Origin of the sequence: Aeromonas sp. 600724, from assembly GCF_049175135.1 — a bacterium.
GTDB lineage: Bacteria > Pseudomonadota > Gammaproteobacteria > Enterobacterales > Aeromonadaceae > Aeromonas > Aeromonas veronii_A.
This window is the reverse complement of record NZ_JAAKUM010000003.1, coordinates 136,622-161,955: the sequence shown is the minus strand read 5'-3', so window position 1 is coordinate 161,955 and position 25,334 is coordinate 136,622. Positions and strand designations below refer to the sequence as shown.

Below are 25,334 nucleotides of genomic sequence, written 5' to 3'. Positions count from 1 at the left end.
CTCGCATCAGAAGCTGACCTGGCTCAACTGCCGGATCACCTGATTGGCCGCCTGCTCCTGCATCTCGCGGTTGAGCTGCTCCTGCTCACGGGAGGAGGCGAGCGCGGCATCCGGCTTGTTGAGGAAGCTGCGGTTGAAGTTGATGGGGAAGACTTGGGTCGGCTTGCCGGGGGCCGAGATGGTGAACTGGGTAGTGAAGCCCAGCACATATTCGGTGTCCGTCCCCAGCGCGTTGACCGAGGCGACCTGACTGGTGCTGCCTATGCCGCCCAGAGTGAGCACCGGAATACCCTCCTTGTCGGCCAGAGTTACGCCAGAGGCCTTCAGGCGGGTGGTGACCATCCGGTAGAAGTCGCTCTTGTTGTCGCCCACGACCTTCATGGTCATCAGCTCGGCCGGAATGCCGGTGCCGCGCATGTGAAAACCGCAGCCTTGCAGCAGCAGACCAGCCAGCACGATGGCCATCCAGCGGGTGAAGATGGTGCCCATAGAAAATCCTCTTTGCATTAAGGGAAAGCGGCGGGCGCAGGGCCCGCCGTTATCATCCGTTTGCTGTCACAGATTGGCAATGATCAGTTGGCAGCCGATCAGTTAGCGACAATATTGAGCAGCTTGCCAGGTACATAGATCACCTTGCGCACGGTCAGACCGTCGGTGAACTTCTGTACCGAGGCATCAGCCATCGCCAGCTTCTCGACGTCGGCCTGGCTGATCTCGGCCGGCACGGTCAGCTTGCCGCGCATCTTGCCGTTGATCTGTACCACCACCAGCTTCTCGGTCTCGACCATGGCCGCTTCATCGGCCACCGGCCAGGCTGCGTGATCGATGTCGTCGCCCTTGCCCAGCATCTTCCACAGCTCGAAGCCGATGTGCGGAGTGATGGGGTAGAGCATGACTACCACAGCTTCCAGCGCTTCCTGCATCAGGGCGCGGTCCTGCTCGTCGTTGCCCAGCTTGGCCAGATTGTTCATCAGCTCCATGATGGCTGCGATGGCGGTGTTGAAGGTCTGACGGCGACCCACGTCATCACTCACCTTGGCGATGGTCTTGTGCAGTTCACGGCGTACCGCTTTCTGCTCGTTGGTGAGAGCCGCTACATCCAGTGCGGCAACGGCGCCACCGGAAACGTGTTCGAAGGTGACGCGCCACAGGCGACGCAGGAAGCGCTGGGCACCCTCTACGCCGGAGTCGGACCACTCCAGCGTCATTTCTGCCGGAGAGGCGAACATCATGAACAGACGGACGGTATCGGCGCCGTAACGCTCGACCATCAGCTGCGGGTCGATGCCGTTGTTCTTGGACTTGGACATCTTGGTCATGCCGGAGTGCATTACCTCACGGCCTTCGTTGTCGATGGCCTTGGTGATGCGACCCTTCTCGTCACGCTCTACCTTGACGTCGGTCGGGCTGACCCAGACGTTGCCGCCCTTCTCGTCTTTGTAGTAGAAAGCATCGGCCAGCACCATGCCCTGGCAGAGCAGGCGCTTGAACGGCTCGTCGCTGTTGACCAGACCCGCGTCACGCAGCAGCTTGTGGAAGAAGCGGGCGTAGAGCAGGTGCATACAGGCGTGCTCGATACCGCCGATGTACTGATCCACCGGCAGCCAGTGGTTGGCAGCAGCCGGATCCAGCATGCCCTTGTCGTAGTCCGGGGAGCAGTAGCGCGCGTAGTACCAGGAGGACTCCATAAAGGTGTCGAAGGTATCGGTCTCGCGGAACGCTTCCTGACCGTTGTAAGTGGTCTTGGCCCACTCGGCGTCAGCCTTGATCGGGCTCTGGATACCGTCCATCACCACGTCTTCCGGCAGCAGTACCGGCAGCTGGTCTTCCGGCGTCGGCACCACGGAGCCGTCAGCCAGGGTCAGCATCGGGATGGGGGCACCCCAGTAACGCTGACGGGAGACACCCCAGTCACGCAGACGGTAGTTGACGGTGCGCTTGCCCTTGCCGAGCCCTTCCAGCTTGCTGGCGATGGCATCGAAGGCACCCTGGAAGTCGAGACCGTCAAACTCGCCGGAGTTGAACAGCACGCCCTTCTCGGTGTAAGCCGCTTCGCTCACGTCGACGTCGCCATCAACCGGCTTGATCACCGCCTTGATGTCGAGTCCATATTTGGTGGCGAATTCGAAGTCACGCTGATCGTGGGCCGGAACCGCCATTACGGCGCCGGTGCCGTAGTTCATCAGCACGAAGTTGGCGACCCAGACCGGTACCTTGCGGCCATCCAGCGGGTGAATGGCATAGAGGCCGGTGGCCATGCCCTTCTTCTCCATGGTGGCCAGTTCTGCTTCGGCTACCTTGGTGTTCTTGCACTCTTCGATAAAGGCGGCCAGCTCCGGATTGTTCTGGGCTGCTTGCAGCGCCAGCGGGTGACCGGCAGCGATACCGACATAGGTGACGCCCATGAAGGTGTCCGGACGGGTGGTGTAGACCTCCAGCTGATCAGCCTGACCCTCGATGGCAAAGCTGATGTTGACCCCTTCGGAGCGGCCAATCCAGTTGCGCTGCATGGTCTTGACCATTTCCGGCCAGCCTTCCAGATTGTCGATGTCGTTGAGCAGCTCTTCGGCGTAGTCGGTGATCTTGATGAACCACTGGGGGATCTCTTTCTGTTCCACCGGGGTGTCACAGCGCCAGCAGCAGTTGTCGACCACCTGCTCGTTGGCCAGCACTGTCATGTCGTTCGGGCACCAGTTGACGGAGGAGGTCTTCTTGTAGACCAGACCCTTCTCGTAGAGCTTGGTGAAGAACCACTGCTCCCAGCGGTAGTAATCCGGTTTGCAGGTGGCGATTTCACGATCCCAGTCATAACCCAGACCCAGCATCTTCAGCTGGTTCTTCATGTATTCGATGTTTTCGTAGGTCCAGGGCGCCGGCGCGGTATTGTTTTTGATCGCGGCGTTCTCGGCCGGCAGACCGAATGCATCCCAACCTATGGGTTGCAGCACGTTCTTGCCATTGAGGCGTTGATAACGGGAGATCACATCACCTATGGTGTAGTTACGAACGTGCCCCATGTGTAGTCGACCAGACGGATAGGGGAACATGGACAGGCAGTAGAACTTCTCCTTGTCTACCTTCTCCACGGCCTTGAAGGTTTTCTTGGCATCCCAGTGCTTTTGCACTGCTGGTTCGATTGATTGGGGAACGTATTGCTCTTGCATTGGTGACATCCGGATCTGTGAAATGAATAGATAAATCAGCTGGGAAATCGCAATAGAATACCCATATCCTGCGGCGGCAACAACCGCCAGCGTCCCTTGGGCCTTAAGCCGGGCCAGATCAGGGTTTAGTAGAGGAGTTAGAGCCATGGACAAACGTCAAAAAGGGTACGAAGCCTTCATTGCCGAGCTGCAAAAACAGTGGCAAGAGACTGAAGAGTTCCAGGGGGAGCGCCTCAACCGGATGATTGCCAAGGTGCAGGCCTATCTGGAGGCAGCAAGTGACCTCACTCAGGACGAACTGGCGCTCATCGCCGAGTACGTGAAGCGGGATCTGGGCAACTATGACGAGGGGCGCCATGACGATAGTGCGCAGGTGGAAGAGTCTGCCTTTATGTTGGCCTTGAAAGACACCGCCTGGTCCTGGCTGGCGGATGTGACCGACCGCGCCCAGGTGGAGTGGCGGGAGCTGGCCGACGAGCTGGAGCACAAGGGGGTCTATGAGGCGGGCGACTGGGTGGGGCTCGGGGTCATGGTGTGCGACCAGTGCGGCTGGCGCCATACCGTGCTGCATCCCCAGCAGCTCGATACCTGCCCCGAATGCGGCTGCGCCGAGTATCATCGCGAGCCGCTCTCGCCCTGAGTCATGCCATCAAGGCGGACGAGATAACGAGTAAAAAGGCGCCATCAGGCGCCTTTTTCTTGCTTGCAGGTTTCGTCGGGGCGTTTACTTGCCTGCGACGGAGAGGCCACCAAAACGGATAAGCGGGGAGTAGAAGCCCTTGCTGTCGTTGTGGTGCAGGGTATCGCCGACCGCTTCCAGCTCGCCCAGCAGGCGGTAGAAGTTGCCTGCTACAGTGATGCCGCGCACCGGCTGCAGTCGCACCCCATCGCGGCAGAGGAAGCCCGACGCGCCAAAGGAGAAGTCACCGCTCACCGCATCGGCACCCGAATGCAGACCGTCCAGCTTGACCAGCTCCAGATAGTCGCCGCTCTGCACCTCCGCTTCACAGTGAGGGCCCGCGCCAAACACCAGATGGCGAGCGGTCACATCGAGGGCGCTGCGGGCACCGCGGGCGGCCGAGCCGTTGCTGGCCACACCAAAGTGGCGGGCGGTGGCGCTGTTATGGAGCAGGGTCTTCAGCTCCCCTTCGCCAATCAGCAGCAGATCCGAGCTGGCCGCCCCCTCGCCATCAAACGCCTTGATGTTCATGCCGCCCGGCATATAGACCCTGCTCTCCAGAGTGAGCCAGCGTGACGCCACGCTCTGGCCGACCTTGCTGCGCCAGGGGTTGATCCCCTGCTGGGCCCACTTGCCCGACAGCACGCCCTGAAAGCAGCCAAACAGGCTGGCAAAGCAGTTGGTGCTGAAGATGACGCTGTAGCGACCGCTCGGCACCGCTTCACCGGGCAGCAGTCCATCGGCGATGGCGTAGATCTGCTCGATGAGTCGCTGGCTATCCAGCTCGTCGAAGCGACGGCCATACTGCCCCTGCGAGTGCATCGACTGGCGGCCATCCCGTTCCACCAGCGCCGAGGTGTAGCAGCCGACGCTAAACTCGCCGTGCTGGCAGAGGGTGCCCTGACTGTTGGCGAGCCAGAGCTGGCTCTCCCCTTCAAAGAAGCTGTTGTAGGGGGCGCCGCTCACATCGGGCATGGCCAGCATGTCAGATTCGAGGCGCAGGGCCAGGGCGATCTTCTCCTCAACCGGCGTGGTATCGGGCTGGTTGATTTCGGCGCAATCTGTGGTGATCCGGCTATTGGCCACCGAGATGCGCTGATCCGGATCCACCTTGGCAAAGCGGCTGGCATCGAGCGCATCTTGCAGCATTGCATCCAGCGCCAGCTCATCGAGGGATTCCGAGTAGGCGATGCCGACCCGACCCTCTTTGATCAGGCGAATGCCGAGCTGCTGGCTGCTGGTGACCTTGTATTCACCCAGCTCGCCCTTGTCTGCCTTGAGGGAGAAGGCCTTCTCCTGATTGGCGATGATGTCTGCCTCGGCGTTGAGGTCGGCCACCTTGTCGAGCAGGCGGGTGAGCAGTTGGTTCATGTCGAGCTGGCTCATCAGGCGTTCCCTCCCACCAGAATATTGTCCACTTTCAGCGCCGGCTGGCCCACCGAGGTGGGCACCGAGCCCGAGACCGAGCCGCACATACCGGCGGCCAGTGCCAGGTTGCGGCCCACCATGGAGATCTCTTTCAGCACCTGCGGGCCGGTGCCGATCAGGGTGGCAGACTTGAGCGGCTTGGTGATTTTGCCGTGCTCGATGAGGTAGGCCTCCTGCACATTGAAGTTGAACTCGCCGGTGCCGGGCTGTACCGAGCCGCCCCCCATCTTCTTGGCGTAGATGCCGTGCTCTACCGTGGCCAACATGTCGTCGAGGCTGTGGTGGCCCGGCTCGATATAGGTGTTGCGCATGCGCGAGGTGGGGGCGTACTTGTAGGATTCGCGCCGCCCGGAGCCGGTGCGTGCGTAGCCTGTTTTGAGGGCACCCATTCTGTCCACCAGAAAGCCGGTCAGTACCCCGTCCTTGATGAGCTGGGTATGCTGGGTAGCCATCCCCTCGTCATCGACGTTGATGGAGCCCCAGGCGTTGCTCTGCAAGCCTTCATCCACCGCATTGACCACCGGATTGGCGATAAGCTGGCCCATCTTGTCGTGGAACACCGATGCCTTCTTGGCCACTGAGGTGGTCTCCAGCAGATGACCGCACGCCTCGTGGAAGATGACGCCGCCAAATCCGTTCTCCATGATGACCGGCAGGGTGCCGCTCGGGCAGGGAGCCGCGCCCAGTTTCACCAGTGCCTGACGGGTGGCGGTGAGCGCCAGCTCGCGCGGATCGATGCGATCGGCATGCTCCCACCCCATCAGGGCGCCGGGGGCCTCGTAACCGACGCTCTGCTCGCTCCCTTCCATGGCGATGGTCTGGGCCATGATGCGGTTGTAGTGGCGGCGATCGGCTACTTGCACTCCTTCGCTGTTGAAGATTTCCACCTCCTGCTCCCAGCCCAGCACGTTGCCGGAGAACTGGCTCACCTTGTCGCTCTCGGAGCGGGCCGCTGCATCCATGGCGTGCAGATAGGCGATCTTCTGCTCCAGCAGCTTGTCTGCCGACAGGGGCAGCGCCACCGGGTTGCGATCGCTCAGGCGGGTGAAATCGAAGGCGGTGGCGGTCACCACGGGGTCGCGGCGGTCTTTGGCCGCCAGCAGGGTGACAATGCGCAGCAGCTCGTCGCGGCTGGCCAGATTGGTGTAGCCGTAGAGCACCTTGTGGCCGTAACAGAGGCGCACGCCGATACCGAAATCGAGGCCGCCGCTGATGTTCTCTATCTGGCTGGAGAGCAGGCTGAGCTGGCTGCGGCGCTTGCGCTCCACAAACAGCTCGGCAAAATCGGCACCCAGCGCCAGCGCGTGATCGAGCACGTCACGGGCGATGGCGGGGGCCAACAGGGAGAATGGAGTCATAGAATATCCTTTTCTGGTCTGTCCGTTTGCTTCCGACATCCGGCTCTGATTGTTATGGGATGTCGAGTCCATTGTTGCAGACCAGCACAAAAAAGTCGCTATAGCGTCATGCGATGATACCGATTGAGAAAATCGGTGCGATAACTGCGCCCGGCGGCCAGGGCCAGGCGCTCAGGGTCGTTTTGCCAAAACGTGGGAAAGGTCAGAGCAGGGCGTGGATTTCGCTCAGGATCTGCTCGACCCACTGCTCGATGCGCGGATCGGTCTGGTCATATTGGTTGGCATCGTCCAGCGCCAGCCCGACGAAGTGACGGCCATCGTCGATCAGTGCCTTGGAGGCATCGAATTCGTACCCTTCGTTGGGCCAGTAGCCCACCAGCTTGACCCCTTTTGGCACCAGCTGATCGTGCAGCATGCCGAGGGCGTCCTGGAACCATTCGCCATAACCGAGCTGATCGCCGAGGCCAAACAGGGCCACGATGCGTCCCTCCAGATGGAGATCGGCGATATCTTCCCAGCGGGACTCCCAGTCCTCCTGCAGTTCGCCAAAATCCCAAGTGGATATGCCGAGGATCAGGATCTCGTAATCCTCCATCCGGCGCAGGGAGACATCCTTGATATTGTGAATATCCACCAGCTCGGGGCCGATGAGGGCGCGGATCTTCTCGGCAGCCATCTCGGTGTAGCAGGTGGTGGAACCGTAAAACAGACCAATCTTCATCGCTCTACTCTCTGTTGGCGCTTTCTCGCTTGCTTTTGGCGCGTTCTCGCATGCTCGTGTGGGCTGCGCCATGTTGGCAACACGATGGGTAACGTAAGGGGAGGGCGCCAGTCTAGCAGATTGCCATTCGACCTTCACCGCCCGGCAAGGTGCGTGGCAAACGTGCCTTATCTTTCCAATGAAAGTGCCTTGTCTTTCCAAGGAGTTGGCGCGTTACAATGGGCCATCGATCCCCTGATTGCAGCGCACCATGAGCAAACCCGACCCCCATCCCCTGATTGAACCCTTTCTCGACGCCCTCTGGCTGGAGCGGGGATTGTCTGACAACACGGTCAGCTCCTATCGCAGCGATCTGGAGAAGTTCTCCCTCTGGCTCGACGAGCAGGGGAGCTCGCTGCTGCTGGCGGGGATGGACGAGATCCAGCACTACCTCGCCTGGCGGGTCGATCACCAGTTTGCGGCCAGCAGCACCGCCCGCTTCCTGTCGGCCCTGCGCCGTTTCTATCAGTATCTCAACCGTGAGAAGCTGCGCAGCGATGATCCGACCGTGCTGCTGGAGGGGCCCAAGCTGCCGAAAAAACTCCCCTCAGATTTAAGCGAAACGGAGGTGGATGCGTTGCTGAGTGCGCCGCTGGTGGATGACCCGCTGGAGTTGCGGGACAAGGCAATGCTGGAGCTGCTCTACGCCACCGGGCTGCGGGTTTCCGAGCTGGTGGGGCTCACCGCCGAGCATATCAGCCTGCGGCAGGGCTTGGTGCGGGTTATTGGCAAGGGTAACAAGGAGCGGTTGGTGCCGATGGGCGAGGAGGCGATGCACTGGCTGGAGCGTTACTACCGCGAGGCCCGCACCCTGCTGCTGGGGGGCACCAGCTCGGATGTGGTGTTTCCCTCCAAGCAGGCCCGTATGATGACCCGCCAGACCTTCTGGCATCGCATCAAACTCTATTCCCTGCGGGCCGGGATTAATGGCGAGCTCTCCCCCCATACCTTGCGCCACGCCTTTGCCACCCATCTGCTCAACCACGGCGCCGACCTGCGAGTGGTACAGATGCTGCTGGGCCATGCGGATCTCTCCACTACCCAGATCTACACCCATGTGGCCAACGAGCGACTCAAGGCGCTGCACGGGGAGCATCACCCCAGAGCTTGAGTGGCTGTCCTCCCAAAAACAAAAAACCGCCAGCAGGCGGTTTTTTTATCTCTACACGACAGGAGATGGCGCTTATTTCCCTTGCTGGGATTTCAGCAGATCACGGATCTCGGTCAGCAGCTCCTGATCCTTGGTCGGGCCTGCCGGAGCGGCGGCTTCTTCTTCCTGCTTTTTCTTGAGGGTGTTGATGGCCTTCAGTCCCATAAAGATGGCAAAAGAGATGATCAGAAAGTCGATGATGGTCTGAATGAACTTGCCATAGGCGATGACCACGGCGGGTGTTGCACCTTCAGCGGCCTTCAGGGTGACCGCCAGGTCGCTGAAGTCCACGCCGCCCAGGATCAGGCCGATGGGCGGCATGATCACGTCACCGACAAAAGAGGAGACAATTTTGCCGAAGGCGGCACCAATGATGATACCGACCGCCATATCGATGACGTTGCCGCGGGCGGCAAAGGCTTTGAACTCTTGAATCAGACTCATTATTTCCTCCGAAATTAAACAAGATAGCGCGTTGATTACCCTTGCCAAAGGGCGAACTCTTGTCAGGAAAAACAGAGGCTAAGCCGCGTTGTTCCTGTCGTCCTGACTAGCTTGCGGGCGTTATGAGTCCTTGGCAATCGGGGGGAACCTTTTTTTTGGTACAAAGTGATATTAATTTTTTGATAAGTAGCTGATTGAATGATGAGCTGTGCTGCTGTAGTTTGCTGGGTCGATTCATTCATACCGCGTGAGTAAACAAGTGAAGTATTTACTACTGGGAATGATGCTTTTGTGCACATTTGCTGCCAGAGCGGGGATGGATACCCAAACCTTGAAACAGACCATTACCGCCCGGTTAGGGGTCTCTGTTTATCTGGTGGAACAGACCCCCATTCCCGGGCTCTATATGCTGGGCACTTCGCAAGGGGTGCTCTACAGCGATGCCAAGGGGAACTATGTGGTGCAGGGGGTCATGCTGGATATGACTCATAACATGAAGAACCTCACCATCTCGGGCATGCGCGAGCAGCGTCGACTGGGCTTGTCCCAGGTGACCCATCCACCGGTCGTGCTCCAGGCCAGTAATGAGCGTTATCGGGTTGCGCTCTTTTTCGGTGAGCAGGATGCCGCTCGTCGCCAGCTGTCCGGCACGCTGCAACATCTGCAGGCGTCCGGGGTCAGTGTCGAGCTCTACCCCGTGATTGAACATGCAGGACAGGCTTCCCACTGGTGCAAGGATCCCCTGCTACAGAATGATCCCTTCAAAGCCTATTTGCCTCAAAAGGAATGTAGTGAGACCCTTATCGAGAATATTGGCCTGAGCCAGTGGTTGGGGGTCAAGGTACTGCCTGCCTGGGTCTCCTCTGATGGAGATCTGGTAAGGGGCTACCAGAGCCCGGAACAACTGCTCAAGATACTGGATCACATTGATGCCCCTGCAAATCCGTCGTCGTCCGCGAGTTGATGATTCCCATCTCCCCGCCACCCTGCACCCCCTGCTTCGTCAAATCTTCGCCAGCCGTGGCGTAGAGGATCCCGCTCTGCTCGAGCGCAGCGCCAGCCAGTTGCTGCCTCCCCAGCGCCTCTATGGGATGGAGCGTGCGGTGCCTCTGCTGGCGGATGCCCTGACTACCCAGAAACGGATCCTTATCGTCGGCGACTTCGACTGCGACGGCGCCACCAGCTCGGCCCTGTGTGTGCTGGCCCTGCGCGCCATGGGGGGGCGCCATATCGATTTTCTGGTGCCCAACCGCTTCGAGTTCGGTTATGGCCTCACCCCCGAGATCGTCGAGCTGGCGGTGGCCCGCGGCGCCGAGTTCCTGATCACGGTGGATAACGGCATCTCCAGCATCGCCGGGGTGGCGGCGGCCAAGGTGGCCGGAATGCAGGTACTGGTTACCGATCACCATTTGCCGGGTCAGGAGCTGCCTGATGCCGATGCCATCGTCAACCCGAACCAGCGCGGTTGCGATTTTCCCTCCAAGTCCCTGGCCGGGGTGGGGGTAGCCTTCTACCTGATGGCGGCCCTCAACACCCATCTGCGTCAGCTCGGCTGGTACGAACGGCAAGGGTTGCGCGCCCCCAATGTGGCGGATTACCTCGATCTGGTGGCCCTCGGCACGGTCGCCGACGTGGTGGCCCTCGATGGCAACAACCGCATTCTGGTCCATCAGGGGTTGCAGCGGATCCGGGCCGGGCGCTGTCGCCCCGGCATTCAGGCGCTGGTGGATGTGTCGGGCCGCGATGGTCGTCGCCTCACTGCCTCCGACCTCGGTTTTGCACTGGGGCCACGCCTCAATGCGGTAGGGCGCCTCGATGACATGTCCCTCGGGGTCGCCTGTCTGCTTTGCGATGATCTCAATCTGGCGCGCCAGCTTGCGGCCGAGATGGACAGCCTCAATCAGGAGCGCAAGGAGATCGAGCAGGGGATGCAGCAGGAGGCCCTCGCTACCCTGGAGCAGATCCGGTTTCGCGATGGCGAGGTGCCGTCGGGCATAGTGCTGCACCGCAACGAGTGGCATCAGGGGGTGGTGGGGCTGGTGGCCTCCAAGGTGAAGGAGAAGTACTACCGCCCGGTCATCGCGTTTGCCGAGAGCAGCGAGAGCGAGCTCAAGGGCTCTGGCCGCTCCATCCCCGGGGTGCATCTGCGCGATGCGCTGGAACTGCTCGACACCCGCCACCCGGGGCTGATGGGCAAGTTTGGCGGCCACGCCATGGCGGCGGGGCTGACCCTGCCCAAGGCCAATATCGAAGCGTTCGGGCGGGCCTTTGAGGCGGTCATCAGCGAGCTGGTGACGCCGGAGCTCTTGACCGGGGTGCTGCTCACCGATGGAGAGCTGCTGCCGGACGAGCTCACTCTCGAGCTGGCGGAGCTTATTCGCGCCTCCGGCCCCTGGGGTCAGGCCTTCCCCGAGCCGCTGTTTGACGGCGAATTCGTGCTAGTGCAGCAGCGGCTGGTGGGGGAGAAGCACCTCAAGATGATGCTGACTACCGATTCTGGCCACGCGGTGGATGCCATCGCCTTCGGCGTCGATATCAAGCGCTGGCCCGATGCCTCGGTCAAGCGGGTGCGGCTTGTCTACCGGCTTGACGTCAACGAGTGGCGCGGCAACCGCAGTGTGCAGCTGCTGGTGGAGCATCTGGAGGCGGCCGGTCTCTGAGCAGGTAGGATTGCTGCTCTGATCGTTGACATCGCTGACAACGGCCACCCTCGGGTGGCCGTTTTACTGTGGGCCCGGGGGTGACTCTACCGCCTTGTTATGTTGGTATTTAATTGCTGGCTTTCTTAGAAAGAGGGTTTTTAGTATCGTTTTACGTCAGTTAGTACGGTTTCAAATTCAAGAAAAAGAGGCGTTGTGATACATTCATCCCCGCATCATTTTGTTGTTTGAACGGGACTGACTCTTTGCTGCCTTTTGGCCGACTATCGACCTGGGCGATGGTCCTCGCTATCGCCAGCCTGCTGTGGTTTGCCGCTTTCGCTGCGGTAGGGGTCACTGCAACACCTCATCAGGCGTCGGTCAGGCAGAAGGTCTCGATGCAGTTGCATGAGCAATCCGATCCGGGATTGGTCAACAGTGTCGGCCTTCCTCCTGCCTCCCAGTGGCGACTCGGCTTCGAGCCGGGGCGGCGACTCGAAGGGGCCACTCATTCCGAGCGCTATCAGATGGTGCTGGCCTGGTTCCAGCACGATATCCTCGGCCTGCTCTGCGGTCTGCTACTGGTTCTCCCTCTTCTCTATGTCAGGCAGCTCCCGGTCTACTTCGGTTATTTGCACCGACGGCTGCTGCGCTGTCGCCACCTGCAATATCGTTTCTGTCACGGCGACTAGCCCACCCTGCTGGCGGGCGCCCATCCACCTTTTCACTCGGTTTGTAACGCTCCTGATTGACTGACGGGCAGGCTGATACCTGCTGCCTGCGCTCTATCGTCTGGTGCTGCGTCCGCGCTTTCTGTTGTGTCGTCCATGCTGCTGGCCATCGGCCAGAGGCAGACTTTTCTTTGCGCAAACATCTGGTGAGCACACCCTATGGACTACTACTTCAACCTGTTTATTCACTCGATCTTTGTCGAGAACCTCGCCCTGGCCTTCTTTCTGGGCATGTGTACCTTTCTGGCCGTTTCGAAGAACATCAACACTGCCTTTGGCCTTGGCATGACAATCCTGGTGGTGATGGTTATCGCCATTCCCCTCAACAACTTGATTTACCGCCATATCTTGCGGGCAGGCAGTACCTTTTTCGGGGAATTCGATCTGGGATTTCTCGATTACATCATCTACATCGGGGTGTTGGCGGCGTTGGTGCAGGTGATGGAGATGCTGCTCGACAAGTACGTTCCGGCGCTCTATCAGGCGCTCGGCATCTATCTGCCTCTGTTGACGGTGCACTGCGCCATCTTTGGCGGGGTGATGTTTATGGCGCAGCGGGATTACGATTTTGTCGAGTCGCTGGTCTACAGCGCAGGCTCCGGGCTTGGTTGGCTGCTGGCCATTGTCGCCATGGCCGGTTTGCGCCAGAAGCTAAAATACGCCGATGTCCCCGATGGGCTGCGGGGCATCGGCATCACCTTTATCGTGGCAGGGCTGATGTCCCTTGGTTTCATGTCCTTCTCCGGCATATCACTTTGATTGGAGATGAAAAAAACGAGGCGCCTGCGGGCGCCTCGTTGTTTATCAGGGATTGCGGATGGCCATTACAGCTCGCGGGCCCAGGGGTGAGCCTTGGGACGCAGGGCCAGCGCCAGACCCAGCAGCAGTACGGTCAGACCGTAGAGAGGCCAGCTGCCAAAGCGCAGGTAGGGGGTCTCGCCGTGGGCGGGACGCACTTCGCTGCGCAGCACGCCCGCTTCAAACTGCGGGATCTGGCCGATGATGCTGCCGTCGATTTCGGTAACGATGGTGATGCCGGTGTTGGTGTCCCGCAGCAGCGGACGAGCCAGCTCCAGCGCGCGCATCCGGGCGATCTCCATATGCTGCCAGGGGCCAATGCTGGTGCCGAACCAGGCATCGTTGGAGACGGTCAGCAGGAAGTCGGTATCGGCATTGACGTTGCGGCGCACCTCCTCCGGGAAGATGATCTCGTAGCAGATGGCGGCGGCGAACTTGAGCCCCTTGGCGATCAGGTTTGGCTGCACTTCGTCACCCCGGCTGAAGGAGGACATCGGCAGGTTGAAGAAGGGGGCGATGGGGCGCAGCAGATCTTCAAACGGCACGAACTCGCCGATGGGCAGCAGGTGGTACTTGTTGTAGCGGTTGGAGTGGTTGTAGAAGTAGGACTCCTTGCCATCCGCATCCTGCACCCCCATGCCGAGCACGGTATTGTAGAAGCGCTGTTGCTGCTCGTCGTAGTGAATAATCCCAGCCAGCAGGCCGGTATCGTTCACCTTCATCGCCTTGTCCAGATTCTCCAGATAGGGGCCCATCGCCTTCTCGATGGCCGGGATCGCCGACTCCGGCCAGATGATGATGTCAGCATCCTGATTCTCGCGGCTCAAGTCCTGATAGGTGCGCACCGTGGGGGCCAGCGCCTCCGGATCCCACTTGAGGGACTGGGCGATATTGCCCTGCACCAGTGCCACCTTGACCGGTTCGCCACGGGTCACCCAGTTGAGTTGCATCAGGCCGTGAGCACCGGCAACCAGCAGGGCGGGCACCGCCAGCCAGAGCGGGGAGCGGGATTTCCACACCTGCCAGATGGCGGAGGCAGAGAGCAACAGGGCGAGGGTGATGCCCTGCACCCCAAGGATTGGGGCGAAGCCCCTGAGCGGGCCGTCGATCTGGCTGTAGCCAAACCAGAGCCAGGGGAAGCCGGTCATTACCCAGCCACGCAGCCAGTCCGCCAGCAGCCAGAGTGTCGGGAAGGCGAGCAGCCAGCGGCTCCAGTGACGGCCGCCAAAGAAGCGGGCAAAGACCCAGCAGGCGAGCGTCGGGTAGAGCGCCAGATAGGCGGAGAGCCCGGCCAGCAGTACGAAGGCCATCGGCAGCGGGATGCCGCCAAATTCAGTCATGCTGACGTGGATCCACCATAGCCCCGGCAAAAAGAGTCCCATGGCGTAGCCAAAGCCACGCCAGGCGGCCTGCTTTGGCGTGGCTTTGTCCAGCAGGGCGTAGAGGCCCAGCAGGGAGGGGATCACCAGCGGCCAGTAGCCAAAGGGAGAGAAAGCCAATATAGCGATGGCACCACTGGCCAGTGCGCCGAGGCTCAACAGGATTTTGGACGTAACGGGGGATAATCTCACGGGCGATGGTGCTCGTCTTGGTCTGAAACTGGGTCGAATGGCCGGTATCTTAACCTGTAAGCGGGGCAACGGCGAGCCTCGATGCCGGTGGCAGAGAGCACAACGCCCCGAGGTCGGGGCGTTGTTTCACACATTGAGCGGATCTGCTTATTGCGGCTCGGATTGCGCCGCCGCGTGGTGCTCGGGGATCTTCACCTGCAACTGCTGCAGACGACGCCGGTCGGCATGCATCACCTTGAACAGGTAGCCGTCCAGCTCGATCTCCTCGCCCTTCTTGGGCAGATGACTGAAGGCGTGCATCACCAGACCACCCACAGTATCCACCTCTTCATCGCTGAACTGGGTGCCGAAGAAGTCGTTGAAATCCTCGATCTCGGTAAGGGCACTAACCGAGAAGACCCGTTTGCTGATGCGGCGGATCTCGTCCGGCTCATCCTCGATGTCATCGAATTCGTCATCTATCTCGCCGACGATAAGCTCGAGAATGTCTTCAATGGTCACCAGACCGGAGACGCCACCAAATTCGTCGACCACGATGGCCATGTGGTAGCGCTCTTCACGGAACTCCTTGAGCAGACGGTCAACCCGTTTGCTTTCCGGCACGATCACCGTGGGGCGCAAGATTTTCTCGAGCTGCAGCGGCTCGCTGGCGTGATGGCCGCCAAACCCGAAGGGGAGCAGATCCTTGGCGAGCAGAATGCCCTCCACATGATCCTTGTCCTCGTTGATCACCGGGAAGCGGGAGTGGCCGGACTCGATGATCACCGGCAGGATTGCATCTACCGGTTGGGACTTCTCGATGGTCACCATCTGGGAGCGGGGGATCATGATATCGCGCACGCGAAGATCGGCGATCTCCAGCACCCCCTCGATCATGTCCTTGGTGTCCTGATCGATGAGGTCGCGCTCTTCGGCATCGGCTATCACGTCTACCAAATCATTGCGGTCTTTTGGCTCGCCCTGGAAGAGTTGGCTGAGTTTGTCGAGCCAGGTTTTCTTCGGCGAGCCGGTACTAGGGTGATCGTCGGTCATTTTCTCTCTTGGTTACTCGTATGAACACACTTGAAATAGTTCGGGTTATATAAGGATGGTCATCTGCTGTTTCAAGACGATGACCGTCCGGCGTTTTACTCTTCGTCGTTCAGATAAGGATCGGCAAAACCGAGCTCCTGCATGATGTCGCGCTCAAGCGCTTCCATCTCTTCGGCTTCCTCATCCTCGATATGGTCATAACCTAGCAGATGCAGACTGCCGTGCACAACCATGTGGGCCCAGTGGGCCATGAGGGGCTTGCCCTGCTCCTCGGCCTCGCGCTCTACCACCTGACGGCAGATCACCAGATCGCCGAGCAGCGGCAGCTCCAGACCGGGTGGCGCCTCGAACGGGAAGGAGAGCACGTTGGTGGGCTTGTCCTTGCCGCGATAGGTGAGGTTGAGCTCGTTGCTCTCCGCCTCGTCGACGATACGCACCGTTACTTCTGCCTCCTGCTGGAAGCCGAGAATGGTGCCGTCGAGCCAGCCTTGCAGTTGGGCTTCGGTGGGCAGGCCATCAGTGCTGGCACTGGCCAGCTGCAGATCCAGGGTTACGCTCATTGCTCGCTCTCTTTGCTGGCGTTTGTTTGGCCGGCCACCTTCTCGGCGGCCTGTTTGGCATCGAATGCCTCGTAAGCCTGCACGATGCGGGCCACCACCGGGTGGCGCACCACGTCTTTGGACTCGAAGAAGTTGAACGACAGACCATCGACCCCTGGCAGCACTTCCAGCGCGTGACGCAGGCCGGATTTGGCGTTGCGCGGCAGGTCTACCTGGGTGATGTCACCGGTGACCACTGCCTTGGAGTTGAAGCCGATGCGGGTGAGGAACATCTTCATCTGCTCGGTGGTGGTGTTCTGGGCCTCATCGAGAATGATAAAGGCGTCATTGAGGGTTCTTCCGCGCATATAGGCGAGCGGCGCCACTTCGATGATGTTGCGCTCCATCAGCTTCTCGACCCGCTCAAAGCCCAGCATCTCGAACAGGGCGTCGTAGAGCGGGCGCAGGTAAGGATCTACCTTCTGGGAGAGATCCCCGGGCAGGAAGCCGAGCTTCTCACCCGCTTCCACCGCCGGACGGGTCAGCAGAATGCGGCGAATTTCCTGACGCTCCAGCGCATCCACCGCCGCTGCGACCGCCAGATAGGTCTTGCCGGTACCGGCCGGGCCTATGCCGAAGCAGATGTCGTGGCGCACGATATTGGCAATGTACTGAGCCTGATTGGGGCTGCGTGGCTTGATGAGACCGCGCTTGGTCTTGACCGTCACCTCCTTGCCATAGGGGATGCTCGGCGCCGGTTCGTCATCCTGCTCCAGCACCCGCGACTCCTGAATGGCCAGATGGACCATGTCGGGGGTGATGTCGGTCACCTTGCCACCCTTGAGGGGCTGGGTTTCCACATAGAGGTGCTTGAGGATGACGGCGGCGGCATCCAGCTGGGCCGGTTTGCCCACCAGCTGGAAGTGGCTGTCACGGTAGCTGATCTCGACGCCGAGGCGGCGCTCCAGCTGCTTGATATTGTCATCGAAGGGGCCGCACAGGCTGGCAAGGCGCTGGTTGTCGGCGGGCTCCAGATGCAGATTCAGGGTCGAGATGTGTCGGCTCAAAATATCCTCGTCTCAAGGCGCTCCCCATCCGCCGGGCGAATGGGGAGGAGGGGATTAATGGGGTGTGAAGGCGGCCACGCCCAGCTCGTCCGGTACGTTATCCGGGCGACGGGCTAGGATTTCGCTCGGTGCTGTGGCGATCCGCAGGTTCATCTCGCTCTCGCCGCGGATGAACTTGCCGCGCAGGGAGTTGGGACGCACCTCGGTGATCTCCACGTCGGCAAAGCCGCCGATCAGGGTGTGCTGGCCTTCGAAGTTGACCACCCGGTTGTTCTCGGTGCGGCCACACAGCTGCATCGGGTCGAGCTTGGAGGGTCCTTCCACCAGGATGCGCTGGGTGGTGCCCAGCATGGCGCGGCCAATCTGCATCGCCTGGTTGTTGATGACGTGCTGCAAGCGGGCCAGACGGGCTTTCTTCACTTCCATGTCGACATCGTCGGGCATGTCGGCGGCCGGGGTGCCCGGGCGCGGACTGAAGATGAAGCTGAAGCTCATGTCGAAACCCACATCCTCGATCAGCTTCATGGTCGCTTCAAAGTCTTCGTCCGTCTCGTTCGGGAAGCCAACGATGAAGTCGGAGCTGATGGTGATGTCGGGACGGGCGGCACGCAGGCGACGGATCTTGGATTTGTACTCCAGGATGGTGTGCGGGCGCTTCATCATGGTCAGAATACGGTCGGAGCCGCTCTGCACCGGCAGGTGCAGGAAGCTGACCACTTCCGGGGTATCTTTGTAGACTTCGATGATGTCGTCGGTGAACTCGATCGGGTGGCTGGTGGTGTAGCGAATGCGATCGATACCGTCGATGGCGGCCACCAGACGCAGCAACTCGGCGAAGGTGCAGATGCCGCCATCAAAGGTCGGGCCGCGGTAGGCGTTGACGTTCTGGCCGAGCAGGTTCACTTCGCGCACGCCCTGCTGGGCGAGCTGGGCGATTTCGTAGAGCACGTCGTCCAGCGGTCGGCTCACCTCTTCACCGCGGGTGTAGGGCACCACGCAGTAAGTACAGTATTTGGAGCAGCCTTCCATGATGGAGACGAACGCGGTAGCCCCTTCGGCGCGCGGTTCGGGCAGGCTGTCGAATTTTTCGATCTCGGGGAAGGCGATATCAACCTGGGCACCACGGCCCTCTTGCACTTCCTTGATCATGGTGGGCAGGCGATGCAGGGTCTGCGGGCCGAACACGATATCCACATAGGGAGCGCGTTGGCGAATCGCATCGCCCTCCTGAGAGGCAACGCAGCCACCCACGCCGATCACCAGACCGGGCTTTTTGGCCTTGAGCTTTTTCCAGCGTCCCAGCTGGTGGAACACCTTCTCCTGCGCTTTTTCGCGGATGGAGCAGGTATTGAGCAGCAAGACATCTGCCTCTTCGGGCTCTTCGGTAAGCGTGTAGCCATTGCTGGCATCCAACAGGTCGGCCATTTTGGACGAGTCATACTCGTTCATCTGGCAACCCCAGGTTTTAATGTGAAGTTTCTTGCTCATTGCTTCTCTTGACTTGTTTTGAAATCGGCATGGTCAAAGGACCGCGCATTTTACTCCGCAATCTGGATACTGCCTAGCTAATATCCAGCTGGCAATGGTGCTCACCCGATACCTGTTGCCAGCAAGCTCAATAAGCTTTCTCCTTGATTTGACGCAGCAATTCCCCGTTTGTCTCACTGTTTATCAGTCGCCCTTGCGCTATCATGCAGCCATCCGGTTCACGTCCGGGCGCTGTCGCCGGACGCACCCTTTCAGGAATACATGTATGGAACAGTGTGATATCGCCATCGTCGGCGCCGGCATGGTGGGCGCCGCCACCGCCTGTCTGCTTGCGGCTCAGGGTCTCTCGGTGCGGGTCATCGAGACCCAACTGCCGGAGCATTACGCGCCGGAGCAGCCGCTGGATCTGCGGGTCTCCGCCATCAGTCAGGCCTCGGTGGCGCTGCTGGAGCAGGCCGGTGCCTGGCACCATCTGCAGCAGATGCGGCTCTGCCCCTATCGCCGGCTGGAGACCTGGGAGCTGGATGGCTTTGCCACCCGCTTCAATGCCGCCGATCTCGGTCTGCCCCAGCTTGGCTACATCATCGAAAACCGGCTCGTGCAGCTCGCCCTGCTCAAGCGGATGGAAGAGTTTCCTACCATCCAGACCCACACCCCGGCGGCTGTGACCAGCCTGCGCCAGAGTGCGGATGAAGCTGTGCTGACTCTGGATGACAGCTCCGAGCTGGCCGCGCGCTGGGTGCTGGCTTGCGACGGCGCCGAATCCCACACCCGCAAGCTGGCGGGTATCGGCGTATCGCGCTTCGAGTACCGCCAGCACTGCATGCTGATCAATATCGACACCGATTTTGCGCAGGAAGATATCACCTGGCAGCAGTTCACCCCGAGCGGCCCGCGCGCCTTCCTGCCATTACCAGGCCAGCACGGCTCTCTGGTGTGGTATGACAGCCCGGCCCGGATCCGCGCTCTGGCGGCCATGAGCAACGAAGGGCTTGCCGCCGAAGTGCGCCGCCACTTCCCGAGTCGGCTCGGCGGGTTCACCGTCACCGGCAAGGGGAGCTTCCCGCTGGTGCGCCGCCACGCCAACGACTATCACGTCGGTCGGGTGGTGCTGCTTGGCGATGCTGCCCACACCATCAACCCGCTGGCGGGGCAGGGGGTCAACCTCGGCTTCAAGGATGTCGCCTGCTGGGTCGACTTGCTGCAAGGTGCTGGCGCTGACTGGCATCAACTTGTGCTGGCCGAGCGCTACGAGCGGCGCCGTCGTCCCGACAACCTGCTGATGCAGTCGGGGATGGATCTCTTCTACGGGGTGTTCAGCAACGAGATTGGCCCGCTCAAGCTGGCCCGTAATCTGGCCCTCAATCTGGCGGATAAAGCTGGCCCCTTAAAGGAGATGGCGCTGCGATATGCACTGGGGCTGGTTTGACAGATAGAAACCAGATAGCACGGGCTGAATGCGCTAAGGAGCAAAGGTGATGAACAAGGCACTGCTGGTGATCGATTTTATCAACGATATTGCCCACCCCGACGGGCGCATTGCCGCCTCCGCAGCCCATGTGCTGGAGCAGGATGCCATCGCGCATGCCAATCAGGCGCTGGCCCATGCCCGCGCCAACGGCTGGCTGGTAGTGCTGATCAAGGTGGGCTTTGACGGCGGCTATCAGCTGCAGCCCAAGGGGTCTCCCATGTTTGGTCGCGCTCACCAGTTGGGGGCGCTCTCCTTGGCTGACAGCGGCACCGACTTTCATCCGGATCTGGATGTGCAGCCCGGCGATCTGGTGCTGACCAAGCCCAGGGTCAGCTCCTTCTATGGCACGGCGCTGGAGCCTGCGCTGCGGGCCAATCACATCGACCACCTCTATCTGTGCGGGGTGAGCACCAGCTGGGCCATTCAGGCGGCAGCGCGGGATGGTCACGATCGCGACTACGCCATCACCATTCTGGATGATGCCTGCGCCGCCGCAGATGCCACCGAGCATCACACCTCGCTGCGGATGCTGGGTCGCATCGCCGAGATCATCAAGGTGTCCCAGCTGGCTTGATCCTTAACGCAGGCTGCGCCCGATCACCGTGTTGAGATTGACTCTGCAGATCCCTGTTGGGCCGCTGCGCTTTTGGGCAACATGATTGTCGGGCAAGATAGTGCTCACATGGATAACAACAAGGATGGACAGATGCGTTATCAGGGACGGATCGCGAGCTGGAACGAGGCGCGCGGCTTTGGATTTATTACGCCGGAGCAAAATGGCGCCGAGCAGGCAATCAATGGAGCACGCAGTGCAGGGCTGTTTGTGCATGTTACGGCGCTGCAATCAGATGGCCGAGTGCCAGAGCCGGGGGAGCGTGTCACCTATCTGATCGGCAGTGGCCAAGATGGCAAACCGAGGGCGTTACAGGTCTTTTTCCCCGATCGCCCGCTCACGTTGGCGGGTGTTGTGCCGTCGGTCGCACCATCAGCAGCAAGATCAGCCGCATCATCGGCGGCGCCTGCATTTCGGGCGGCAAGTCAGCCGCCAAGACCCACTTCTACCAGAGAGCGGAGTAACCCCTATCGACGTCTCAAGAGCAGCTGGAGTGGTAAATTGCTCCCCCTGTTGCTGCTCGTCGGCCTCTTTTCCATCTATTCCCGCTTCTTTGCCAATTTGTCGCCCGCATCGCCAGTTACTCAAGAGGAGGTTAGTTCCATCTTCAGTACGCCACAGGCAGCGACCTTTACTCGCCAGTGTGATGGTCGGCAGCATTGCTCCCAGATGACCTCCTGCGAGAAGGCAACCTGGTTTTTACAAAACTGCCCTGGTACCAAGATGGATGGGGAAGGAGATGGCATCCCCTGTGAAGATCAGTGGTGTGTTAATTGAAATGCTTTGATTCACAAAGGCCCGATTAATTCATCTCGATTGCTGAGCGCTATCTTCTCCTGGTTCCGTCTGCGGGAGTTTTTGGCTGGGTCAGCGATCGATTGTGGCTGGGTGCGGTGCGGGATGGGGATCGAGGACCAGCTGCACGAAGCGATCGCGGATCGGGTCGGCAAAGGCGGGGTTCCACACCAGACTTATCTCCCACTCGGAACAGGGGCCAAAGAGGGGATAGAGGGTGACGTCCGGGCCCGCGATAAAGCTGACGCTGTGCGGCAGGATTGCATTACCTATGCCTGCCGCAACCAATGCCACCAGAGTCTGAATATCCTCTGCCTCTTGAACCATGCCGGTCAGCCGGTTGGCGCCGAGAAACCCGGCGATCTGCCGGGTTAGGCCGGGACAACGGTAGCCCACCATCTGCAACAGGGGTTGACTGGTCAGTGCCTGCTGGACGTCAAACGATGACGGATCTGGCTGGGTCATCCGGGTTGGCACCGCCAGTACCAGCCGGTCGGTCAGCAGCCGATGCTCCTGCAACAGCGGAGTCTCTGGCCGACGCATAAAACCAAGTTGCAACTGGCCGGAGAGCAGCTGCTCCTGCTGGATGGCGGAGGGCATATCCTGCAGATGGACCATTACGTCCGCGACCTGTTGTTTGAAACGGGCCACCAGCGAGGGGGCCAGCGCAAAGCTCGATAGTCCAAAGCCAATCTTGAGCCGACCGGCGACCCCGCTCGCCACCGCCAGAGCATGGCTCTCGAACTCCCGCCCATGCTCGACCAGTGCTCTCGCCTGGTTGAGCAACTGGGCGCCGAGCGCCGTCAGCTCGGCACCGTGGCGGCCCCGCTTGAACAGGGTGCTGCCGAGAGTCTGCTCCAGCCCCTGGATCTGCTTGGTGAGGGCCGGCTGGGTAATGAAGAGGCGGCTGGCCGCTTCCCGGTAGTTGGCGGTCTCGGCCAGCGTCACAAACGCCTGTAGTTGCCTCAAGTCAAATTTCATTCCAATTGGTTATCCAAAGTGGCTATTTATTGATTATAAATTATCTAATCGCCTTGTTCTAATGGCTCGGCAAGGGGGGAATCGCCCTCCTCTGAACCGGAACAAGGAGCCATATCATGTCTACCCAGCGCTATCTCTTTTTGATCAAGGGCACCCTGGTGCTGGCCCAGCCATTGGCGGCCCCGGAGACTGGGGAGCTGCTCGCCAGCCTGCTGCAACAGGGTTTTGTGGTCGGCCCCTTGCAAGTGTGGGCTGGCAGTGCCGAGCAGGCGCTGACCTGTTACGAGCGGGCAGCCCAGCAGCAGGCCTTTGCCGATGCACTTTCTGGCGCTGCCCTCGAGCCTGCCGGTGATCCGGCATGAGTTCCGCCACGCACTCACTCACCCTGTCGGTATCCGCCCTGCTGTTCGATATGGATGGCACCCTGGTCTGCTCGACCGGCGATGTGGAGCAGGTATGGCGGCTCTGGTGTCGTGAACATCTGCGCGATCCCGAGCCGGTGTTGGCGATGTGTCACGGTATGCGTTCGCGCGAGGTGATCCGGTCGCTGGCTCCGCAACTGGATGTGGAGCGAGAGGTCGCGCGGCTTGATGAGTTGGAGATGCTGCATACCGGCGGCGACGCCATCGCAGGAGCTGGCGAGTTGCTGCGCCACCTGCCGCCACAGCATTGGGCCATCGTGACCTCCGCTGGTGAGCGGGTTGCCCGCCATCGCCTGAATTGTGCCGGTTTGCCGCTGCCGGCCGTGTTGGTGGGAGCCGAAGCGGTGATCAATGGCAAACCCGATCCCGAGCCCTATCTGCTGGGCGCTGTACGGCTTGGCGTGCCACCCGCTCGCTGTCTGGTATTTGAGGATGCCCCGGCCGGTATTGAGAGCGCCCTGCGTGCAGGCTGCGCCGTGGTACAGGTGGGGGGCGATGCACCGCTCAACCCTGCGGTGGTGGCGGTGATCCGCGACTGGCGCGAGGTGAGAGTGGTGTCAGGGAAAGGCGAGTCCTTGCTGGTGATGCTGTCGATGCAGGGCGCCAACCAAGAATGACGGCACGAGAGCTCTGGGAGTTGAATTAGGGGGCTGAGCCTGATGGCTGGCGGTCAGTTACTCAGGCGCATGTGGCTCTTGGTCGTAAAAGTTATAGACGATCCCCACCGATTATCTTCCGGGCGTTTACATGCAGTGGGTTCACTTTCAACCGGAGGTAAAAAACCGTCTGCAGGCGACCGGATTGATCGCCTGCAGATGGAGCTGGTTTAGCTGAACAGCAGGTAGGAGAGGGTCATGCAGCAGATGATGCCCGAGATGATGGGCACCGAGGTGCGCTTGATGATCTCGATGGGATTGCTGCCGGTGATCGAGGCGATGACGATGATCACCGCGGCGACCGGCGACATGGATCGGATCAGGTTGGCAGTGAGCTGCATCGGCAGGGCCACCGCGACACTGTTGACGCCGACCTTCTCAGTGATCTCGGGAATGATGTTGATAAAGGAGTAGAAGACTGCCAGCCCACTGCCGCTGATAAAGCCGATCAGCGCCGCCGTACCGGAGAAGAATAACATCAAGATGGAGCCGACGCCGTCGATGTGTTTCACGCTATCGACCAGGGTATCGATGATGCCGATGGCTTTCAGTCCCTCCACCAGCATGCTGGCCGCTACTATGAGCGAGACCACCTGAGCCAGACCCGTCCCCATGCCGGTGAAGAAGATGGCGAACTCCTTGCTGGTCTCCTTGATATTGCCTTTGCGCAAGAGTTCTACCCCTATGGTGAGCAGCAGGCAGACGAAGGTGATCTCCACCAGCCCTAGGGAGATATGGGTGAAGCAGATGCCGAACAGCAGTACCAGCACCAGCGGCAGTACAGGGAAGAGGCCGTAGTAGGCGGGTGACAAGCCGGTGGGCACGGCGAGCGATTCCTCTTTTTCCTCTAGTCCGCTGCGCGACTGCTGCCGCTTGTCCATCGCCTTCTGCCAGAAGTAGTGCACCACTGCCATCAACGCCAGTGTCGGCAGCGAGATGGGGGCGTGGTAGGAGACGATGTACTCCACCAGCGGGATGCCCAGCTTCTGGGCGGCCAGCACGTTATCGGCCCCCAGCGGGCTGGGCATGATGGTGGCAGTGGTGGCAATGACGGCCCCCGCGGTGAGGGAGGACATGTTCGATGCCTTCAGTACCGGATAGAGGGTCGCCATCAGCAACACTGCCAGACTGGCAGCGCTTGGCACCACCAGCGAGAGCAGATTGCCCAAGAGGAAAATCACCGGCACCAGCAGGTAGGGGGAGCGGATGCGACTCAAGGGGCGGGTCAGCAGCATCACGGTGACGTCGTTGGCGCCGATGTGGCTCATGTAGCTGGAGAAGCCGAACAGCACCATGATGGTGAGGCCGACATTGCCCATCTGGCTGATGAAGATCTGCTTGATCTGGACGAAGGGATCAAGCCAGCTGAGGCCGCTGCTCTGCGCCGCAGGCAGCAGGGGGTGGCCCAGTCCGACGGCGGCAAACATCAGCAGCAGCCCGGCGCCAAACAGCACTATCTTGGCATCGTAGTTTTTGGCGATGAGATAGCCGCAGATGACCAGGATCAGGGTGCTGACAATTATTTCCAGCATGTTTCCAACACTCTCT

Annotated in this window: 24 protein-coding genes; 11 read left to right on the top strand and 13 right to left on the bottom strand. The window is 60.5% G+C overall.

The features are described 5' to 3' along the window. Positions 1–6: 6 nt before the first annotated feature. Complete coding sequence (gene lptE, locus G5168_RS04195) at positions 7–489, bottom strand: LPS assembly lipoprotein LptE (protein WP_227342068.1); 483 nt, start codon at positions 487–489, stop codon at positions 7–9. 98 nt (positions 490–587) lie between these two features. Continuing rightward, positions 588–3,164 (bottom strand): leucine--tRNA ligase, encoded by a 2,577-nt coding sequence (gene leuS, locus G5168_RS04190; protein WP_216953020.1) that lies wholly within the window; start codon positions 3,162–3,164, stop codon positions 588–590. A 145-nt stretch (positions 3,165–3,309) separates the two neighbouring features. Between leuS and G5168_RS04185 the strand changes: the two genes are divergently transcribed. Then, positions 3,310–3,804, top strand: a complete 495-nt coding sequence (locus G5168_RS04185) for a zinc ribbon-containing protein (protein ID WP_005335155.1) — start codon at positions 3,310–3,312, stop codon at positions 3,802–3,804. Positions 3,805–3,888: 84 nt separating this feature from the next. Here the strand turns inward: G5168_RS04185 and G5168_RS04180 are convergent, their stop codons facing one another. The 3 genes from G5168_RS04180 to fldB form a co-directional block, all read right to left on the bottom strand. Next, positions 3,889–5,229: a TldD/PmbA family protein gene (locus G5168_RS04180; protein ID WP_216953021.1), complete on the bottom strand. Its 1,341-nt coding sequence runs from the start codon at positions 5,227–5,229 to the stop codon at positions 3,889–3,891. Further along, positions 5,229–6,629 carry a TldD/PmbA family protein gene (locus G5168_RS04175; protein ID WP_216953022.1) on the bottom strand — a complete coding sequence of 467 codons (1,401 nt, stop codon included), beginning with the start codon at positions 6,627–6,629 and terminating at the stop codon, positions 5,229–5,231. The genes G5168_RS04180 and G5168_RS04175 overlap by 1 nt, the downstream gene beginning before the upstream one ends. Before the next feature lie 202 nt (positions 6,630–6,831). After that, positions 6,832–7,350, bottom strand: a complete 519-nt coding sequence (fldB, locus tag G5168_RS04170) for a flavodoxin FldB (RefSeq protein ID WP_005335151.1) — start codon at positions 7,348–7,350, stop codon at positions 6,832–6,834. Between the two features lie 250 nt (positions 7,351–7,600). Here fldB and xerD point away from each other — a divergent pair, with 250 nt between their 5' ends. After that, positions 7,601–8,500, top strand: a complete 900-nt coding sequence (gene xerD, locus G5168_RS04165; protein ID WP_216953023.1) for a site-specific tyrosine recombinase XerD — start codon at positions 7,601–7,603, stop codon at positions 8,498–8,500. Positions 8,501–8,572: 72 nt separating this feature from the next. On the opposite strand, the gene mscL is transcribed toward xerD, so the two are convergent. Next, entirely contained in the window at positions 8,573–8,983 is a 411-nt protein-coding gene (gene mscL, locus G5168_RS04160) for a large-conductance mechanosensitive channel protein MscL (RefSeq protein WP_047438040.1), read from the bottom strand. Between the two features lie 316 nt (positions 8,984–9,299). Between mscL and G5168_RS04155 the strand changes: the two genes are divergently transcribed. From G5168_RS04155 to nqrE, 4 genes are all read left to right on the top strand, one after another. After that, positions 9,300–9,947: a disulfide isomerase DsbC N-terminal domain-containing protein gene (locus G5168_RS04155; protein WP_421251877.1), complete on the top strand. Its 648-nt coding sequence runs from the start codon at positions 9,300–9,302 to the stop codon at positions 9,945–9,947. Next, complete coding sequence (gene recJ / locus G5168_RS04150) at positions 9,913–11,643, top strand: single-stranded-DNA-specific exonuclease RecJ (protein WP_257691310.1); 1,731 nt, start codon at positions 9,913–9,915, stop codon at positions 11,641–11,643. The genes G5168_RS04155 and recJ overlap by 35 nt, the downstream gene beginning before the upstream one ends. 278 nt (positions 11,644–11,921) lie before the next feature. Beyond that, positions 11,922–12,314 (top strand): hypothetical protein, encoded by a 393-nt coding sequence (locus tag G5168_RS04145; protein WP_254204248.1) that lies wholly within the window; start codon positions 11,922–11,924, stop codon positions 12,312–12,314. A 198-nt stretch (positions 12,315–12,512) separates the two neighbouring features. Continuing rightward, on the top strand, positions 12,513–13,112 hold the full coding sequence (gene nqrE, locus G5168_RS04140) for an NADH:ubiquinone reductase (Na(+)-transporting) subunit E (RefSeq protein ID WP_257691309.1): 600 nt from the start codon (positions 12,513–12,515) through the stop codon (positions 13,110–13,112). A gap of 65 nt (positions 13,113–13,177) precedes the next feature. On the opposite strand, the gene lnt is transcribed toward nqrE, so the two are convergent. The 5 genes from lnt to miaB form a co-directional block, all read right to left on the bottom strand. Continuing rightward, the gene (gene lnt, locus G5168_RS04135; RefSeq protein ID WP_421230627.1) at positions 13,178–14,722 is read right to left on the bottom strand and encodes an apolipoprotein N-acyltransferase; all 1,545 of its coding nucleotides are present in this window, start codon (positions 14,720–14,722) and stop codon (positions 13,178–13,180) included. Between the two features lie 147 nt (positions 14,723–14,869). After that, positions 14,870–15,754, bottom strand: coding sequence for a CNNM family magnesium/cobalt transport protein CorC (gene corC, locus G5168_RS04130; protein ID WP_203118663.1), 885 nt, complete (start codon positions 15,752–15,754; stop codon positions 14,870–14,872). A 95-nt stretch (positions 15,755–15,849) separates the two neighbouring features. Next, on the bottom strand, positions 15,850–16,314 hold the full coding sequence (ybeY, locus tag G5168_RS04125; RefSeq protein WP_005354089.1) for an rRNA maturation RNase YbeY: 465 nt from the start codon (positions 16,312–16,314) through the stop codon (positions 15,850–15,852). Next, positions 16,311–17,360 (bottom strand): PhoH family protein, encoded by a 1,050-nt coding sequence (locus tag G5168_RS04120; RefSeq protein ID WP_005362369.1) that lies wholly within the window; start codon positions 17,358–17,360, stop codon positions 16,311–16,313. The genes ybeY and G5168_RS04120 overlap by 4 nt, the downstream gene beginning before the upstream one ends. A gap of 54 nt (positions 17,361–17,414) precedes the next feature. Continuing rightward, positions 17,415–18,848, bottom strand: coding sequence for a tRNA (N6-isopentenyl adenosine(37)-C2)-methylthiotransferase MiaB (gene miaB, locus G5168_RS04115; protein ID WP_164536230.1), 1,434 nt, complete (start codon positions 18,846–18,848; stop codon positions 17,415–17,417). 265 nt (positions 18,849–19,113) lie between these two features. Between miaB and G5168_RS04110 the strand changes: the two genes are divergently transcribed. The 3 genes from G5168_RS04110 (at position 19,114) to G5168_RS04100 (ending at position 21,709) form a co-directional block, all read left to right on the top strand. Next, positions 19,114–20,277 carry an FAD-dependent oxidoreductase gene (locus G5168_RS04110; RefSeq protein ID WP_421251876.1) on the top strand — a complete coding sequence of 388 codons (1,164 nt, stop codon included), beginning with the start codon at positions 19,114–19,116 and terminating at the stop codon, positions 20,275–20,277. A 49-nt stretch (positions 20,278–20,326) separates the two neighbouring features. Then, complete coding sequence (locus tag G5168_RS04105) at positions 20,327–20,893, top strand: cysteine hydrolase family protein (protein WP_204383909.1); 567 nt, start codon at positions 20,327–20,329, stop codon at positions 20,891–20,893. Between the two features lie 132 nt (positions 20,894–21,025). After that, positions 21,026–21,709: a cold shock domain-containing protein gene (locus tag G5168_RS04100; RefSeq protein ID WP_421251895.1), complete on the top strand. Its 684-nt coding sequence runs from the start codon at positions 21,026–21,028 to the stop codon at positions 21,707–21,709. A gap of 90 nt (positions 21,710–21,799) precedes the next feature. Here the strand turns inward: G5168_RS04100 and G5168_RS04095 are convergent, their stop codons facing one another. Beyond that, positions 21,800–22,708 (bottom strand): LysR family transcriptional regulator, encoded by a 909-nt coding sequence (locus G5168_RS04095; protein WP_421251875.1) that lies wholly within the window; start codon positions 22,706–22,708, stop codon positions 21,800–21,802. 116 nt (positions 22,709–22,824) lie between these two features. Here G5168_RS04095 and G5168_RS04090 point away from each other — a divergent pair, with 116 nt between their 5' ends. Beyond that, complete coding sequence (locus tag G5168_RS04090; RefSeq protein ID WP_421230621.1) at positions 22,825–23,070, top strand: hypothetical protein; 246 nt, start codon at positions 22,825–22,827, stop codon at positions 23,068–23,070. Beyond that, positions 23,067–23,747 carry an HAD-IA family hydrolase gene (locus G5168_RS04085; protein WP_421251874.1) on the top strand — a complete coding sequence of 227 codons (681 nt, stop codon included), beginning with the start codon at positions 23,067–23,069 and terminating at the stop codon, positions 23,745–23,747. Before G5168_RS04090 ends, G5168_RS04085 begins: the two co-directional genes overlap by 4 nt. A 209-nt stretch (positions 23,748–23,956) precedes the next feature. Here the strand turns inward: G5168_RS04085 and dcuC are convergent, their stop codons facing one another. After that, positions 23,957–25,318, bottom strand: a complete 1,362-nt coding sequence (gene dcuC / locus G5168_RS04080; RefSeq protein ID WP_421251873.1) for a C4-dicarboxylate transporter DcuC — start codon at positions 25,316–25,318, stop codon at positions 23,957–23,959. Positions 25,319–25,334 lie beyond the last annotated feature (16 nt).

Bases quoted from the DNA above. Each gene is read 5' to 3' on its own strand.
- fldB (WP_005335151.1), bottom strand. From the start codon at position 7,350: ATGAAGATTGGTCTGTTTTACGGTTCCACCACCTGCTACACCGAGATG.
- leuS (WP_216953020.1), bottom strand. From the start codon at position 3,164: ATGCAAGAGCAATACGTTCCCCAATCAATCGAACCAGCAGTGCAAAAG.
- G5168_RS04095 (WP_421251875.1), bottom strand. From the start codon at position 22,708: ATGAAATTTGACTTGAGGCAACTACAGGCGTTTGTGACGCTGGCCGAG.
- ybeY (WP_005354089.1), bottom strand. From the start codon at position 16,314: ATGAGCGTAACCCTGGATCTGCAGCTGGCCAGTGCCAGCACTGATGGC.
- xerD (WP_216953023.1), top strand. From the start codon at position 7,601: ATGAGCAAACCCGACCCCCATCCCCTGATTGAACCCTTTCTCGACGCC.
- G5168_RS04090 (WP_421230621.1), top strand. From the start codon at position 22,825: ATGTCTACCCAGCGCTATCTCTTTTTGATCAAGGGCACCCTGGTGCTG.
- G5168_RS04185 (WP_005335155.1), top strand. From the start codon at position 3,310: ATGGACAAACGTCAAAAAGGGTACGAAGCCTTCATTGCCGAGCTGCAA.
- G5168_RS04085 (WP_421251874.1), top strand. From the start codon at position 23,067: ATGAGTTCCGCCACGCACTCACTCACCCTGTCGGTATCCGCCCTGCTG.
- corC (WP_203118663.1), bottom strand. From the start codon at position 15,754: ATGACCGACGATCACCCTAGTACCGGCTCGCCGAAGAAAACCTGGCTC.
- G5168_RS04145 (WP_254204248.1), top strand. From the start codon at position 11,922: ATGGTCCTCGCTATCGCCAGCCTGCTGTGGTTTGCCGCTTTCGCTGCG.
- G5168_RS04180 (WP_216953021.1), bottom strand. From the start codon at position 5,229: ATGAGCCAGCTCGACATGAACCAACTGCTCACCCGCCTGCTCGACAAG.
- dcuC (WP_421251873.1), bottom strand. From the start codon at position 25,318: ATGCTGGAAATAATTGTCAGCACCCTGATCCTGGTCATCTGCGGCTAT.
- miaB (WP_164536230.1), bottom strand. From the start codon at position 18,848: ATGAGCAAGAAACTTCACATTAAAACCTGGGGTTGCCAGATGAACGAG.
- recJ (WP_257691310.1), top strand. From the start codon at position 9,913: ATGCCCCTGCAAATCCGTCGTCGTCCGCGAGTTGATGATTCCCATCTC.
- mscL (WP_047438040.1), bottom strand. From the start codon at position 8,983: ATGAGTCTGATTCAAGAGTTCAAAGCCTTTGCCGCCCGCGGCAACGTC.
- G5168_RS04175 (WP_216953022.1), bottom strand. From the start codon at position 6,629: ATGACTCCATTCTCCCTGTTGGCCCCCGCCATCGCCCGTGACGTGCTC.
- G5168_RS04155 (WP_421251877.1), top strand. From the start codon at position 9,300: ATGGATACCCAAACCTTGAAACAGACCATTACCGCCCGGTTAGGGGTC.
- G5168_RS04105 (WP_204383909.1), top strand. From the start codon at position 20,327: ATGAACAAGGCACTGCTGGTGATCGATTTTATCAACGATATTGCCCAC.
- G5168_RS04100 (WP_421251895.1), top strand. From the start codon at position 21,026: ATGCGTTATCAGGGACGGATCGCGAGCTGGAACGAGGCGCGCGGCTTT.
- nqrE (WP_257691309.1), top strand. From the start codon at position 12,513: ATGGACTACTACTTCAACCTGTTTATTCACTCGATCTTTGTCGAGAAC.
- G5168_RS04110 (WP_421251876.1), top strand. From the start codon at position 19,114: ATGGAACAGTGTGATATCGCCATCGTCGGCGCCGGCATGGTGGGCGCC.
- lptE (WP_227342068.1), bottom strand. From the start codon at position 489: ATGGGCACCATCTTCACCCGCTGGATGGCCATCGTGCTGGCTGGTCTG.